Source organism: Candidatus Hinthialibacter antarcticus (assembly GCA_030765645.1).
GTDB classification, from domain to species: Bacteria; Hinthialibacterota; Hinthialibacteria; order Hinthialibacterales; family Hinthialibacteraceae; genus Hinthialibacter; species Hinthialibacter antarcticus.
In genome coordinates, this window is the sequence record JAVCCE010000075.1 from 62699 (window position 1) to 78047 (window position 15349).

Sequence of the window (15349 nt, forward strand, 5' to 3'; positions counted from 1 at the left end):
GCGAAAGAAAAAAGTATCCAATTTACGGTAGAATCATAAATGTCGAATACTACAAAAATAGCGCTTTGTTTGCTATTTGCGTGTCTGCAAGGCGCGTTGTTCATCGGCGCGGAACGGAGCCTGCATGAGCAGCTGTCGTTCCCGCTGGATGACTCCTTCATTCACCTGCAATACGGCAAACAAATTGCGCGTGGTTATTACTTCCAGTATCAAGACGCCGACCCGGTCAGCGGAGGCGCGACCAGTTTTTTATACCCGCATTTACTCGCGATTGGTTGGCTGCTGGGGTTCCAACAAAACGGATTGGTGCTTTGGGCGCTGCTGATTGCTTTCGCTTCCATTACCGCAATTTTTTATTTTCTCATCCGCTGTGGTGAACATCTCGGCTCGGTGCGGGCCGGCTGGGCGGCGTTGGCGCTGGTCTTGCTTTCCGGCCATTTGGGTTGGGCGTTTTGGAGCGGGATGGAGATTGCGCTATTTACCGCTTTGTTTCTCTGGATGATGAGTGAGGTGTTTCATCCCAGCCCCAACCGGGCGCGGCTGGGCGTAGCAATGGGGCTGCTCGCTTTAACGCGCCCCGAAGGCGTATTGATCGCCGTGACGTGTGTTGGATTGATGCTTGCCCGTCGCATCTGGCGTCGAGACATAAAGAGCCTATTCAGTCATCCAAGCCAAACAGTGTTCGCGACATTTTTTATTGGAGCCTCCATTTTTGGTCCGCCGTTGTTTTATCGCATGGCGATGGGGCGTTGGGGCGGCAATAGCCTGATGGCTAAGAGCCTGCTCTATCATCCCATCAAAAGCGCCGCGCAACGATTGGGCGAGTGCGCTGTGAATGCGATTGAGATCGTTAAATTTTATATGGGAGCGCCTTCGGTCATTCCGCGCATGGGCGAGTTTATGTTTCCCGGCGCTTTGGCGCTCGCTGTTGTCGGCGTCATCGCCTACGCATTTTCACAAACGCCTGCAAAACGCTGGTTCGGCGTACTTGCTGGTTTGCCGCTATTGATTGTGTTCGCTGCGGTGGCGACGTTGGAAGTCTGGCAGTTGCATAACTTTCGCTATTTGGCGCCGATGATTCCCTGGTTGTTTTTGTGGAGCGTAATCGGACTCGAAGCGATCTACGCCTCCATGCGGATTCCTTCCGCTCCTCCGGTAATTGCGACGGTTGTTTTGATTGCGCTGTTGGTTTCGCCTTATCTACCGGCATGGGCCTCGCGATACGCGCATGAATCGACCGTCATCGCCGAGAAACAACGTCAGGCTGCCGAATGGGCGGCAACGAACTTGAATGGGGCATCGCTCGCGATTAATGATGCGGGGGCGCTGGCGTTTTACGGAGCGTTGCCAGTATTTGATTTGGTCGGGCTGATTTCAAATGAAACCACGTTGGCCTATCGCATTGGCGAGGGCGCATTGTACGAACGCATGCAGCGATTGCCTCAAAAAAAACGTCCGCAATTTGCGGTGGTGTTTCCCAGTTGGTTTGAAGAAATGAGCCGCCGCTTTGATTTGTTTTATCGCCCCCGCGTACGGTTTCCCGACCCGTTCGACCCGGCGTTCGGTAAGACCGTGTATGAAATCAACTGGCTCTATTCGGGGCATGAAACCGCGCCGCGCGATGCGACGTTAGAAGACGATTGGCATGTGGTCGATTCGATTGATATCGCGGATGTGATGGATGAAGAGCAACACGGCTATGCGCTTGAATTGCGCGACGGGCGCTTTCCAAAAGTGGCGAACCCGTTCCGGCGAAATTTTGGCTACCATGAAGAAATTGACCAGAAATGGCCGGGCGTTGAAAACGAAGTCGTGAATCTGATCCCCAAACTTTGGGCGGACGGCAGTATCTATGACTATGATATTGTCGATGCCGGACGGCGTATCAATGGGGCCGAGTCGTTCACGTTCTCAGGGCTTGCTCCAAATCAAGAAGCAAAACTCATCCTCCGCACCTGCGATAATGAGGGCGAGACTGACTCATTTGACTTCCGTATGGCGGTCGAAGTGAACGGCGTTTACCTGGGCGAATGGACCGTCGAGGGAACGCCGTGGAATTGGTATGAGATCGTATTTACGGTTCCCGCCGAAGCCATTCAAACAGATTCGCTTCGCGTTCGTGTGCGCAATATAGGAACCAGCCGCTTTCCCTATTTTGATTCGTACATGTATTGGATCTGCCAGTAATTGAAAAAAAGTCTCGGGGTTGGGTTCCGCTTGTGGTATTTTTCAGGGCATTCTATCCATCAAGCATTTCCAACTCTGTCAAGATTTTGATTGTGATTTCTCGCGCAGTTTTCCCGCTCGCGTTTTGAGCGCCTTCGATGTTGGTCGCGAATAAATACGCATCGTCGCCGCATTCGAGAATGCCGACGTACCAGCCGAAGCCGCCGCCCTGCTCAAAGCGTCCTGATCCCGTCTTGCCTCGCAGGATATACTCATCGGTTTGTTTGAAGAGGATCGCTTTTTTGACGATCTCGAATGAGCGCTGAGAAACGGGCAGCGTGTTTTCATGAAACTTTTTGAGAAAGGCAATCTGTTCGTTCGCAGTGATTTCTAAGGGGCCTTGGTCCAGCCAGAATGATGTGAGGTTGCGGTCTGCATTTTTGTTGCCGTAGTCAAATTTCTCTAAATATTCGCGCTCTTTTTCGTAGCCAACTTTTTCTGCGATGCGTTGAAAATACCAGACCACCGAGTTTTCGATTGCGCTATACAGGTTGTGGTCGCGTTCCCAAGATTTAAAAATCTGCGGCGAGCCGTCCCACTTTACGACGTCATCGGGGTTTTTGACGACGCCCAATTCGAGCGCGACTAACGCATGTGGAATTTTAAACGTGGAGCAGGGAGGCATCCGCTGATCGCAACGGGAGGCATTGTGCTTTAATGTTTGCCCGGATTGAAGGTTGTGCAATACAAAACAACCATCGAACCCTTTAAGTAAACTGGATACGTCCGCATCGGCGTCAAACGCGAACACAGCAATCGGTGTTAAGAGAAGCAAAACTGAGAGAAGCAAAAAACATGGATAGCGTTTCACTCGATCCTCGCTTTTAATGAATCGTGTCAATCAATTCTGGTTCTTCCGTAAATTGGATACTTTTTTTATCAATTGAATTGAGATTTCGCTGCATGTGGCATGGGTACAACTCTGCTCGCTTCAGTGCGGGCTTTCAGGCCCTTATGCACAGGCGCTCCCAGAGTTGCGCCCATGCCTGATTTGATTTGTCAATTTTTAATGCGCCGGGATATGTTTTCATAATCAAAATCATGACCATCCATCAGTGCAAATACTCACTTACCGGATGAATCTCAATTCTTGTGTTCGTTGTCATTGTTGCGCTGTTCTTTTGATTTTAGATCAGAAAATTCTGAAAAATGTTCTTCCATACATTCGGGGCATATCCCGTGGCTGAATTCCGCTTGGCTATGCGCCTGAATATACGCTTCAACTTGGTTCCAATAACCAGTGTCGTCACGCACTTTCTTACAATACGAGCAGATTGGCATCAGTCCGCTGAGGATTTTCAGGCGCGCAATCTGCTCCTCGACTTCATTTTTGAGTTCTTCGTTATGTTTTGCAATGCGCCTGACGCGCGATTTATACCCTAGATAGATCAGAATACAGACGGCAAACACTGCAAGCGTTCGGAACTGCCAAGTCATCCAATAGGGAGGCAGCACTGTTACGGTTAATTCTTTTGTATATGAGCCCAGGGTTCCATCCGCGTTGGCGCCGCGAATAATAAGTTTTCGTTTTCCTGGAGACATATCGGCAAACAGGATTTCTTGTGAATTGTTAATTGCCATCCAATCGTTTGAGTCTCCCATTTTATATTCGAGCGTATTCTTAGAAGAGACTGTGTAATCCAACAATACAAAACGGAGGGCGAGGTCATTTTTTGAATAGGGCAATTCAAATGAATCTGTTTTCCATATCAATGGATCGCTTGGATACTTTTCTCCTTCTATTCGAATATTGCTTAATAATATGGGTGAGCGGTTCGGGTAATCTCGGAAGGTATCTGCGTCAATAATATTAAAACCATAATTACCGCCAAAATATAACTTTCCGTTAGAACTTACAAAACTGGACCTTGGAGTAAATTCATAACCTTGTATTCCATTATGATGACGATATAAATCCGCTTTGTTTATACTTGGATCGTAGCGAACCAACCCACGGTTTGTTCCTAGCCAAAGGTTGCCATTATTATCTTCAACGATGCCGAGAACCGCTCTGCTGGGGAATTTGTGCAATTCAGTGATGTCTTCAAATTCACCTGAGTTAGGATGAAAGAGGTTTAAGCCTGCATCGGTTCCAATCCAGATTTGACCTTGATGATCGGACAATATATCCCAGGTCGTATTGTCTGAAATGCTGTCTGGATTATATGGATCATGTTTGAAGTATGAAATTTCACCCGTTTCAATGTTTAATAAATTCAAGCCTTCGCTTTCTGCGCCGACTAGAAGGTTTTGGTCGTCTTGGAACTCAAGCGCCGTTAAGCGTGGGTAACTAAATGTATTTGGTTTGTCTCCATATATTTTTTTGATTTTAAATGTTGTATCCAAACAAAGGACGTATCCATTGTCGTTGCATACCCATATCTGATTTTGCTTATCAATAACAATGTCTTTAATACTGTTGTGGTAACCGATGTAGGGCAGCGATTCTTCACCGTAAAAGAAATTAAATTGTTCAGTTGTTGGATCAAATACGCCCAGTCCATACCCAAGCGTACCAATTAAAAGCCTGCCATCTCCCAATTCTTTTATCGAATAGATGTAATTAACGACAACGGTGTCGATATGGGGTTTGTTCTCTTCTGTTGCATAAATGTAGTTTTTATATTCGCCGGTGCTGGGATCGAAGCGGTCGAGTCCATGATCTTGCGTACCAATCCACACGATGCCGTCGTATGCCTCTAGGATCGAAGTAATTGACTTGTCAGATAAACTGGTGTTTGAGATAGAGTTTGGCTGGTAGTGTTGGATTTGATATTTAGGATGTCTGAAGGTATTGGCTCCACCGTTGGCGGTTCCAACAAAAAACAGTTCGTTTCTGTCCTGAAAGAATGAGTAGATTTTGTCTGAACTCAAACCAGAGTCAACGATGGGGTCTGATTGATAAACAGAAAATTGTTCGGACAATGCATCAAGGTAATATAAACCGTTACCCAGCGTTCCTACCCAGAGATTTCCGTATTGATCTTCGCGAACAAACCGGACATTGACGGTGCGCATTTCATCCACTGGTTCAAAGGACATGTTCACTGGATCGAAGCGGAGCAACCCTTTGTCCCAGGTTCCGACCCAATAGCGATTTTTGGAATCTTCATAGATGCAAGTCGGCGTCCATGGGATCGAAGGCGTCAGGTCGTCTTGGTCGGGCATGATGCGGGTAAACGTCTCTCCATCGTCATTGAGACGGTTCATACCCTTTCCATGAGTGGCGACCCAGATGGTGTGATTGTGATCTTCAAACACATCATTGATATGGCTTAGCGAGAGCGTCGCCGGGTCATTCGGGTCATGATAATAATTTTTGAACTCATTCGTTTCATGTGAAAAAACGCGTAATCCATTGACGGTTCCGACCCATATTCTCCCAAGCGAATCTTCAAATAAGGTTAGAATAAAATTTGCTCCAGGCCGGTCATGGCTTGGAGCGCTTGATGGAAAACGCGTTATTTTACCGGTCGCGGGGTCCCAACGGTTTAAACCATCATCAGTCGCAATCCACAAAAAGCCCTGACGATCAACGAGAAGATACATTACAAGATTGCTGGATAGAGAATCTATTTCATAAGGGTCATATTTGAAAATCGTAAAATTAACTCCGTCATAACGATTTAATCCCTCATTTGTTCCAAACCAGATAAATCCATTTTGATCTTGAGCAATTGCGCGAACCGAATTATTGGAAAGCCCGTCCAGAGTGGTGATGTGGTTACAACGAATTGGAATATTTGAATATACGAACTGAGGCGCCAGGAAGAGGCATAATATAGCCGATAGAAGCCGTTGAATAATCATATAGTCGATACATGTGATGTTTATGCTTGTCAGAATATAAATATCTCTATGCTTTAGTGTAATTTAGGGAAATCAATATGCAACTATTATTTCAAAGAAATTTTAAATGGATTCGCAATTTAGTTGCCGGAGACTCTGGCTGGCTATATACTGTAAATCAAGTAGTTTTTGCTTTTTGGCAAATTGTTTCGTTACTCTCAAAAGGACTTCTGCGTTATATGAGCGGTAATTCTAATCATTTATCTCAAGGAAAGGACCGCAAGGCGGAAACGCCCCGCGGCAATTCTGATACGATGGTGGGTGCAGCCAATACGCAAACCGTCAGCGCCTGGAAAGCCAGCGCCTGGCCCACGTCCAATTCGGGAGTCATTGAGGGAACCGTTACGGACCAGCAGGAGGGTCGTTCTAATTGCTTCGAAGAAAGTATCAGCGATGAACAGTTGATGCTGGATTGCCAAAAAGGCAAAGAAGAAGCGTTAGAACAACTATACGCGAGATATTATCAGCCGATCTTTTTGTTCATCCTTCGCATGGTGCAGCGTCGCGATTTGGCGGAGGACTTGGCCCAGGAAACATTTTTGCGGATCTATAACAACCGCATGTCCTGGCAGCCCAGGTCTAAATTCACCTCATGGATGTACCGGATTGCGCGCAATCTGAGCATTGATGAAAAACGCCGCTACTGGAACCGCATGGTGTACGCCGATTCAAGTTTTCGCGATCGCAACGGCGAAGATCAAGGCTCGTTTCTCGAAAATGTCAAAGACAAAGGCGGCGATGCGCGCGACGCTTTCGCCAACAAGATCGACGAAGAGGCCATCAAGAACGCGATCAACCAATTATCAGACGAACAACGCGAAGTCATTGTTCTTAACAAGTACCAAGGACTTTCGTACGTCGAGATCGCGGAAATTTTAGACGCAACGCCGGAGTCGATTAAACAACGGGCTTACCGCGCCCATTTAAAACTACGGGATATTTTGCAACCCTTGTTAGGTGAATACGCCTAACATTACAACAAATAAGGATAATGCTGGAAACGAGTACGATGACAAATTTGAAATGCCCATTTAATCATGAATTGCTCTCGGCTTATGCGTCGGGAAATGGAAGCGCCCAAGACCGCGGCGTGGTTGAACGCCATTTGGCGAACTGCGGCCACTGTCGGCGTGAAGTGCTTGAGTTGGAAAAATCCTGGTGGGCGCTCGATGTTTGGCGCGACGAAGACATTGCCGTCCAACCCCGGTTTGACGTCTTGAAGAACCGCATCCAGGCCAACCGGCAACCGGTCTCATTAATGCAGCGCGCCAAGCCCTATTGGCATCAGGCCAATCGCACATTGGCGAAGTCGTCTAAATTCGCCGCCGCTGCGGCAGTGGCGATGGTTATGGTCGTCGCGGCCTTTCAGGGCGGGCAATCAACCATGAATTCACCTGCCAACTCACGCCTGGCGGACGCCGACCAATCAACAAACGAGCCAACTCAAGCGCGGCTGGTTGAATTTGCGGCGAGCCCAATTGATGACGCATTACAATCAAACACAAGAGACTTAGAGCGCTTGCAGACGTTTGTCGCCTTGGGCGACCGGGACAACGAAACGCGAACGGAAGGCGGTTTTACGCCGCGCCGCGTGGTTCCCACCAACGATGTCGTTGCAATTTCTTATCAACCAACCGCGATGGCCAACGGCGTTTATCTCGGGCAATAACACTTCAATTCAATCTATACAAAAAAAGAGCCCTTGCTGAATCAGCAGGGGCTTTTTTTGATGCTTCGTTTGGAATTTATATCTTATTCTACGGGCGTTAAGGTCTTGATCCATTCCGCCATGAGTTTGGCGTCTTCTTCTGGTAGAGCAAACGAGGCCATCGCGCCTGTGGCAAAATCGGCAATTTCAAATTCCATTGCGTTTTCGAGCGTAGGTTCGATTAGCCATTGGGTTAATTGTTCGAGTTCCATAACAGCGGCTGATTCAAGCGCGCCGCCGATGCCTCCGTCGGGTGCGCCTTCGCCATTGAGCGTATGGCACGCCAGACAGGTTTTTTCTGTCAGTAGGATTTCAACGCGTTCAAATTCGGCGCCCAGACTTGCAGGAGGCTGAATTTCAAACAAACGGGTCATGGCTTCGGTCAACAAGGTGGCTTCTTCAATGGTTAACACAACGCCCGCCATTTCTCCGGTCGGGTTTTCGCGAATGCCCAGTTCTTTCGCTGAGGCTGCGTCCGGCTTGGTCATAAAGGCGAGTACAACGTCTTCTGTCCGGCTGGCGACTGATTCCAATCCGCCGCCTGGTTCGGGGAAGCCCTCGCCATTCATGGTGTGGCAGGCAAGGCAGCCTGTCGCATGGATCCGCGTTTCAGCGTCCATTGCAGCCAAAGGCAAAGGCCGCTGCGCCATGTCATAACCCGTGACGAGAAGAATGCTGAGAAATGAGAAGACGCCAGCCAAAGCGGAAAGCGGCGCTCGAAAGATTTTCAGGCGTTCTTTTAAAAGTAAAAAGACGACGATACAGGCGCCCGCGCCGCCAACGACGAAAATGAACCACGCGAGTTTATCTTGCCAAGGCTCAACCGGGACGTAATGCGGGGTCGGGTGCAGGTAAATGATGTACCACATGCAGGCGAAGAACACGGCGCCGCTAAACAGCGGCAAGGCGCGCTTGCTCAATGACAGGCCGCCCAGCGCCAAGCCGGAACCGGCAATCACGCCAAGCGAGCCATAAGAAAATAACTGGGCGAGGTCGCCCGCCATCAGTCGCGACCAGAAGACGGCGTCTTCTTCGCGAAACAATAGCTGCATCTTCCAACAAGCGGCCATGCTCAAGGGGCCTGCGAGGGTCATTAACCACAAGCCCGCCCGTCGCCAATTATCATCGCGGCGGATAAGCCCCAAAAGCGAGGCCAATCCGCCAGCGAGAAAGAGTACGATTAAAACTTGCACGACCCATAAGAGGACGTGTTTCATCCACTCGCTCCTTAGGGAAGTTTCGGCGCTTCCACGATAGGATACTCACCAGAGAGCGCTTCAATGAAAGCGACCAACTGGTCAATTTCTGCATCACTGAACTTCTGCGCTTTCAGGGCGCGGAACAGCGGGTGAAGACTGGGGTTGTCTTTGCCGCCGCCAACCATGATGCGGACGGCTTCTTCTAATGACTCAACGCTGCCGTCGTGGAAATACGGGCCGGTTTCTTTGGCATTGCGAAGATGGGGGACGCGGAATGCGCCTTTGTCGGCTTCGATGCCGGAAACTTCCATGCGGCCAATATCTGGAGTGGCTTTGTCCATGCCGATGCCTGCGTTATAGAAGCCCCAGTTTGAGAATATCGGCGGCGTATGGCAGGTGGCGCAAAGCCCTTTGCCTTTGAATAACGTTTCGCCTTTTTTGGCGGCGGCGCTCATGGTCCCTTTGTCGTAAGGCGAGTTGCCGCTGAGAAGGGTGCGCTCAAACGCTGCAATCGCTTTGGTGATGGTGTCTTTACTCGCGGCTTTGCCGAATACGTCCTGAAAGCGCTTTTTATATTCAGGAACACTAGCGATCTTCTTCGCAACTACATTCATATCAGCGCCCATTTCAATGGGGTTTTCGACCGGGCCGGCGGCTTGCGCTTCCAGGTGCTCCATGCGTCCGTCCCAGAACATGGATGTCGCATAGGCTGAGTTGAGCACAGGATTGGCGTTGCGTCCGCCTATTTGTTCTTTGATCCCTTTTGATGTGGCGCGGGGTTCCGCATAGCCATTTTCGGGGATATGGCAGCTGGCGCAAGAAACCGTGTTATCAACGCTGAGCCGCGTATCGAAATAGAGCATCTTGCCCAATTCGACTTTCTCGACTGTCATCGGGTTGTCATTTGGAACGGGAAGCGGGGGCAATCCATGCGGTGGATCGACTTGCAAGGGCGTTCCTGCTGTTACAGATAAGCATAGTGCTCCGCCTACAACTGTAAGTGTTAGTGCCGCGAGAGACTTACGGATGCAATTCATCTTCATGATGAGTTCTCCTTATGAACGTATACTTAGAAATATCCTAGCAAAATGTCATAAGAAAGTCATGTCTTAGAAGCGGATTCTTCTGAAGGATTTTCAATTTTAATATTTCCTGAACACCATTGATAAAAGAAGTAAATCGTTTCTAAAATCAGCCCGACCGCGAGCGCCATGATGATGCCGCCGACGATCATCCGGTCCGTTTGTCCTTGAGCAATATACCCTTGAAGGTTCAGAGTCATCGCGTACAGGGTTACCGCAAGCATGAAAATCATCGGAAGCGCCGTTACCCAGATATTACGTTTCAGGCGCAACAGATAGACAGTCCCTGCCAACAAGCCGAGGCCCGCCAGAAGTTGGTTGACGGTGCCGAACAGAATCCATAAATTGGCGCCGAACGCGGACGTTGCGAAATACCAGACGGTTACAACGGCCAAAGTGGAAGAGAGGAAGCGGTTGTTCATCCCTGGAATTCTGAATGTCGCGCCGAGTTCTTCAAGGTTGTATCGCAGCAGACGGGTTCCAGAATCAAGTGTCGTGAGTGCGAATGAAACAATCAATAGAGCGACGAAGGTGGCGGCCAATTCTTGCGGGACGCCCAATTTTGAGATGAAATTGGCGCCGCCTATCACGAAGAAGGTGATGCTGCCATACAAGCCGCCTTGCGACCATTGCCCATAGTGTGCGCTCCACTCGTCTGCACTGACGCCCGCGCAACAGGCAATCACGGCGATCAGCCCCAGGCAGCATTCCGCAATCATCCCGCCGTAGCCAACCGCGCGCGCATCGGTTTCTTTTTCAAGTTGCTTGGCGGTGGTTCCAGAAGAGACCACGCTATGGAAACCAGAAACGGCCCCGCACGCGATGGTGACGAACAATAATGGGAACATACTCGGCAAGTTCTCGACGCCGTGGTTAATCGCGGGTGCGCTGAATGTGGGCGCAAAGAAAAATACGCAGAAATACAACAGCCCGAGGCCAATGTATAACGATAGCGTGTTGATGAAATCGCGGGGTTGCAGCAGCAGCCACACGGGCAGAACCGACGCGGTCAGCGCGTATCCCAAGAGCAAGTAAACCCAGGTCGTCTTGCTAAAAAGAATCGGGAACAGCGTCCCCAACCAGATAAACAAGAACGTCAACAGGATGCCCATGATGCTGACTGGCAGCAGCCCGATGATATTTTTTCGCATGAGGACGCCGAACACGACTGCGACGCCGATCAGCAAAATGGCGGGCAACGACGCTTCGGGATATGTTTGGAACGTATCGGAATGCGCTTGAAGCAGGTTGGCGACGATTGAGGCGAAGGCACCCATCGCCAATGCGAGGGCGATATAAATGATAAGCAGGAAGAGTATGCGCGCCCGTTTGCTGATCAACTGTTCGCAAACGTCGCCGATAGAACGCCCCTGGTGGCGTATCGAAACCACCAGCGCGGAAAAGTCATGCACGGCGCCCATCGCGACGGCGCCGACCACCAGCCAGATCACTGCGGGCAGCCAACCCCATATCACCGCAATGGCAGGGCCGACGATGGGCGATAGACCGGCGATTGAGGCGAAGTGGTGGCTAAACACAACCGATTTTCGCGTGGGGACGTAATCCATTCCGTCTTGCATGGAGACTGCAGGGGTGATATTGGCGTCATCCAGCCGGAACACATGTTTCGCCAGATAATTAGAATAAAACCGATAGCCGAGAAACATTGCAATAAAGGACGCAATGACGGGAAACAAAACATTCATAACAGGTTCTCCCCAAAAATCAGTTGAATAACAGAGCACGACAATGCAATACTCTATCACGCTGTCATTTTGTGTTCAATTCACTAAAATTCATGCGAAATGAAACGCCTAACGCCGGACGGTTTGGCTTATTATTCGTTATACTGTAATAAGAGACAAAATTATAAATGAATTCGAGGCATGATGCGTCAAGTCTATTATCTCTTGGGGATTCTCGTTCTTCTCAGTTCTACGTATGCGGTCTGTGCGCAAACGCTGGAGGCGCCCCGGCGTCCAAACCCGATGGCGATGTTAAAAACCGGACATCCAGAGGCGTTTATCCAATTCACTCAACCCAAAATCGCCTTTGGCCTGGCGCTGGAACTCCCGGCGGGATACGAAGTCGAAACGCGCAAAGAAAAAGGCTTTCTGGGAGCGCTTCCCTCCGAAGCGTCGAAACAGCCTGCGTTATATTTCAAAACCGACAGCGAAAAAATCACATCGGCGACGGGGACATTTTTCGTCTCCGTGCAATTTTTTGATGAAGGCCAGGGCGCGCTCGAAATCGAATATGTGATGGGAGAGGGCGAAATGGCGCAGCGCCGCCGCGACCGCATCTTTCTCGGCGACAGCGGTTTCTGGCAGCAACACGTGTTTAGTCTGTCAAACGCAAACCTAACCCACGCGATGGAAGGCGGGACCGATTTCCGCCTGTTTTGTCCGAATATTCCAATTCGGCGGGTGGGGATATCGAAATTGCCGCCTCGTCAATTGCTTACGCAAGGCGAAACCGTCAGCCGCCAGTTTTATCAAGACCAAGTGAACGTCCCCGCGAATGTATGGGTGGGCGTTTCGGTTGGTTCGTCGATCTCGCAGGCGGATTGGACGTCGGATGGCGTCTTGGAAGAAAAAGCCCGGTTATATCAATCCTGGGGCGCTCCGAATTTGATAGACGACATTGATCTTTCGAAAACGCCTGATAATGCGCTGCATTTTAATTTCAGTCCGTATGCGGACCGTTTAGATAAATGCCGGGCGCTTGACGTCAATTGGGTCCCGCGTTTCAAGATTGGCCATTTGCCGCATCTGCCCAGCCAATACATTAAGACGCTGCAGCGGGCGATGGCAACGCAGCGCAATGGGCAGGGGCCGATGCTCTCGCTGTGGGAACCGGAATCCGTCAACATTTATTCGCGCATCTTCTCTGAGATGCGCCGTGACGTTAACACGCTTCGCGTCCCGGCGGTGGTGTTGTCGTTTGCTGGCGACTGGGGGCCGTTGTTGCTCTCCAGCGAACGCGGCGCTTGGAGCGGCTGGCCGGATTTATGGGCGGGCGACCCCATCGCCAAGGCTGATTTTCTTGAAACGATGCACGCGCTATATCCTTCGGTGAATTCGCTCAACGCCGCTTGGAAAACCAACTATACCAATTGGTCCCAAGTCACGCCTGAATGGAGCGAAGACAACGCGCCGCGCCGCAATTTAGAAACGCTGACCTGGTATCGAAAACAAATGACCACCCTCGCGTCTCATATTCTCATGCAAGCCAAAAACGTGTTTCCCAGTGCGCGAATTTTTATCGAAGTGGGCGACGACGCCGTCTATTCCGCCGTCGACTTGCAGGATTTCACCGCCTTAGCGGCGTCGCGCGGCGCGACGCTGCTATTTGTGACGGGCGACGAACTGCCTGCGGAATCATGGCAATGGCGATTGTTCGCCACATCATGCCGCAGCCGCAACGCGCCGTTTGGTTTGCGGTTTAAAGGCAATGTTGGAGGCCGCAGTCTGATGGGCGGCATCTATTCGCTCATCTCTGACGGGGGAACGTCTTTTGTGGTGACGGAAGACGACCTCGCCCAAGAGGGCGGCTGGAACATCTACGCAGACGCGATGAACCATTGGCGCAATGGGAGTCCGCGCCCACGCATTGCGGTCATCGCGCCCCGCGCCGCGCTCGCCAGCGGACAGGCGCTAGAGTTCGACCGCATCATTCGTGAAATGCGTGAAGGCTTCGCGTTCGACGTGATTGACGAAGCCGGCTTGTCGTCTGTTTCGTCGTCCGAATATCCGTTGGTGTTTGTTCCTTGGGGCGAAGTTTGGACGAAGGACGGGCTGGTCGCCATGGAGCAGCTGGTGCGTTCCGGCTCGGCGCTGCTCGCGTATGCGGTCAACCCCTGGCAATCTCTCGACGGCGACCGCAGCATCAACGAGCGCCTCTTTGCCGTGAAACTTGAACGCCGGGGCGACGAGTGGGTGTTTCTGCCGCGCGGCAGCCGCGTTGAGCCGCAAAACCGCAATCCCTATAAAATAACCGACCGCCGCGTAGTCAAACTGGGCGCGCCCGGCGACCAGCAATTCATTTCAGGAAAATGGGGCCGCCCCTTACAAGAAGGCGCCTACGGTCTTGAATTGCCTTCGTTCCGCTGGATGGGCGAACGCGGCTCGATTGTATTGCCGATTCAACCGCGTAAGGATTACACCTTGCACGTCGAAGGGTATATTCCGAGCGGCAACATCATCAAAGTGTTTCTTGACCGCGAATATTTTGGCGACATCGAAGGCAAAGGCGTCACTCATTGGTCGAAGGATTTATCAAGCGATTGGAAACCGCGCAAGCCGGAAATGGAACTGATGATGCGCGGGCAATTGTGGCGCACCGGCGAAGTTTTAGGCGCGACTCAATCGTTCCGCGTCAGCATGGCGGTCAGCCAGGCGGCCTTATTGCCGCGCGGCGAATCGCTCGAAAACCAGGAATCGAGTCAGGACGATCCGCGTTCGCTAGGGTTCGCCCGCGAAGCATTGCGCGGCTCGTGGATGCGCGAAGTGGGGCAGGGAACCACCATCATCGCCCCGGCGGAATACGTCAGCGAATGGGTGTTTGTGAACCTGATTCAGTCTGTTGTCAAAGACCCAAGCATCTTGGACCCGCGCTATCAATTTACCTTGCCGCCCGACGGTCAGGCGAACCGGGTTTTGGTCTCGCCGCAGGGCGGGTACAACGTATACCTCAACTTGAATGAAGAGGCCAAGGTGGTCAGTAACGACACCCGCCGCCTCACCATTCCCCCGCTTTCAATTTATTACGCGAATTGATTTTTGTTGTAAATAAGTTCGGGAGGATTCAGTCTTTGGCTTGCTCGCTTCATTGGTCATGGGGAGGGAGAACCTCCTGGTGAGCCGGATAATACCGAAAGTTTGCTCCCTCTCCCCACTGGGAGAGGGTTGGGGTGAGGGCTTGGATAAGTTCCGCCCCCAAAGATTGGGGGCGGTTAGGCGGGGGTTGACTGGCGGCGAAGCCGACAGCGTTTTCTGCATTTCAAAAAAAACCAACCCCCCTCTAACTCCCCCCGAACTTCGGGGGGAGAACCTGTGAATTTTTGCAGAGGGAGAAGGGATATGTCGCAACGCGTTGCGCCATAATCCCCCCGGCGTCTTCGACGCCACCCCCCTTTTTTCAAGGGGGGCATTCACCGCGACGGCATTGGTTTCATAATTACCTGGGGGGATCACGGCAGCCCACCATGCAATCTTTCAATCATCATGAACGGCAGGTAATAACCCACCAATATTTCGAATGATGTGGGGAGGGCGAACCTCCTG

Annotated in this window: 9 protein-coding genes; 4 read left to right on the forward strand and 5 right to left on the reverse strand. The window is 51.0% G+C overall.

Features of this window, described 5'->3' with window-relative positions; translation table 11 throughout:
- Positions 1 to 39 precede the first annotated feature (39 nt).
- Entirely contained in the window at positions 40 to 2187 is a 2148-nt protein-coding gene (locus P9L94_19705; GenBank protein ID MDP8246319.1) for a hypothetical protein, read from the forward strand.
- 52 nt (positions 2188 to 2239) lie between these two features.
- On the opposite strand, the gene P9L94_19710 is transcribed toward P9L94_19705, so the two are convergent.
- Both P9L94_19710 and P9L94_19715 read right to left on the reverse strand, forming a co-directional pair.
- A complete protein-coding gene (locus tag P9L94_19710) occupies positions 2240 to 3037 on the reverse strand; it encodes a penicillin-binding transpeptidase domain-containing protein (protein ID MDP8246320.1) in 798 nt (265 codons plus the stop codon).
- A 272-nt stretch (positions 3038 to 3309) separates the two neighbouring features.
- A complete protein-coding gene (locus tag P9L94_19715; protein ID MDP8246321.1) occupies positions 3310 to 6036 on the reverse strand; it encodes a two-component regulator propeller domain-containing protein in 2727 nt (908 codons plus the stop codon).
- Positions 6037 to 6254: 218 nt separating this feature from the next.
- Here P9L94_19715 and P9L94_19720 point away from each other — a divergent pair, with 218 nt between their 5' ends.
- Both P9L94_19720 and P9L94_19725 read left to right on the forward strand, forming a co-directional pair.
- On the forward strand, positions 6255 to 7046 hold the full coding sequence (locus P9L94_19720; protein ID MDP8246322.1) for an RNA polymerase sigma factor: 792 nt from the start codon (positions 6255 to 6257) through the stop codon (positions 7044 to 7046).
- Positions 7047 to 7084: 38 nt separating this feature from the next.
- Positions 7085 to 7744, forward strand: coding sequence for a zf-HC2 domain-containing protein (locus P9L94_19725; GenBank protein MDP8246323.1), 660 nt, complete (start codon positions 7085 to 7087; stop codon positions 7742 to 7744).
- A gap of 83 nt (positions 7745 to 7827) precedes the next feature.
- On the opposite strand, the gene P9L94_19730 is transcribed toward P9L94_19725, so the two are convergent.
- Genes P9L94_19730 through P9L94_19740 form a run of 3 tightly spaced genes read right to left on the reverse strand, consistent with a single transcriptional unit; the run spans position 7828 to position 11770 of the window.
- On the reverse strand, positions 7828 to 9000 hold the full coding sequence (locus P9L94_19730; GenBank protein MDP8246324.1) for a c-type cytochrome: 1173 nt from the start codon (positions 8998 to 9000) through the stop codon (positions 7828 to 7830).
- An 11-nt stretch (positions 9001 to 9011) separates the two neighbouring features.
- Positions 9012 to 10025 carry a cytochrome c peroxidase gene (locus P9L94_19735; protein MDP8246325.1) on the reverse strand — a complete coding sequence of 338 codons (1014 nt, stop codon included), beginning with the start codon at positions 10023 to 10025 and terminating at the stop codon, positions 9012 to 9014.
- A gap of 59 nt (positions 10026 to 10084) precedes the next feature.
- Positions 10085 to 11770, reverse strand: a complete 1686-nt coding sequence (locus P9L94_19740; GenBank protein MDP8246326.1) for a carbon starvation protein A — start codon at positions 11768 to 11770, stop codon at positions 10085 to 10087.
- 180 nt (positions 11771 to 11950) lie between these two features.
- On the opposite strand from P9L94_19740, the gene P9L94_19745 reads away from it, so the two are divergent.
- Positions 11951 to 14842 carry a hypothetical protein gene (locus tag P9L94_19745; protein ID MDP8246327.1) on the forward strand — a complete coding sequence of 964 codons (2892 nt, stop codon included), beginning with the start codon at positions 11951 to 11953 and terminating at the stop codon, positions 14840 to 14842.
- The last annotated feature ends 507 nt before the right edge of the window (positions 14843 to 15349 follow it).

Coding starts and splice junctions, on each gene's coding strand:
- P9L94_19705 (MDP8246319.1), top strand. CDS start 40: ATGTCGAATACTACAAAAATAGCGCTTTGTTTGCTATTTGCGTGTCTG.
- P9L94_19730 (MDP8246324.1), bottom strand. CDS start 9,000: ATGAAACACGTCCTCTTATGGGTCGTGCAAGTTTTAATCGTACTCTTT.
- P9L94_19735 (MDP8246325.1), bottom strand. CDS start 10,025: ATGAAGATGAATTGCATCCGTAAGTCTCTCGCGGCACTAACACTTACA.
- P9L94_19740 (MDP8246326.1), bottom strand. CDS start 11,770: ATGAATGTTTTGTTTCCCGTCATTGCGTCCTTTATTGCAATGTTTCTC.
- P9L94_19745 (MDP8246327.1), top strand. CDS start 11,951: ATGATGCGTCAAGTCTATTATCTCTTGGGGATTCTCGTTCTTCTCAGT.
- P9L94_19720 (MDP8246322.1), top strand. CDS start 6,255: ATGAGCGGTAATTCTAATCATTTATCTCAAGGAAAGGACCGCAAGGCG.
- P9L94_19725 (MDP8246323.1), top strand. CDS start 7,085: ATGACAAATTTGAAATGCCCATTTAATCATGAATTGCTCTCGGCTTAT.
- P9L94_19715 (MDP8246321.1), bottom strand. CDS start 6,036: ATGATTATTCAACGGCTTCTATCGGCTATATTATGCCTCTTCCTGGCG.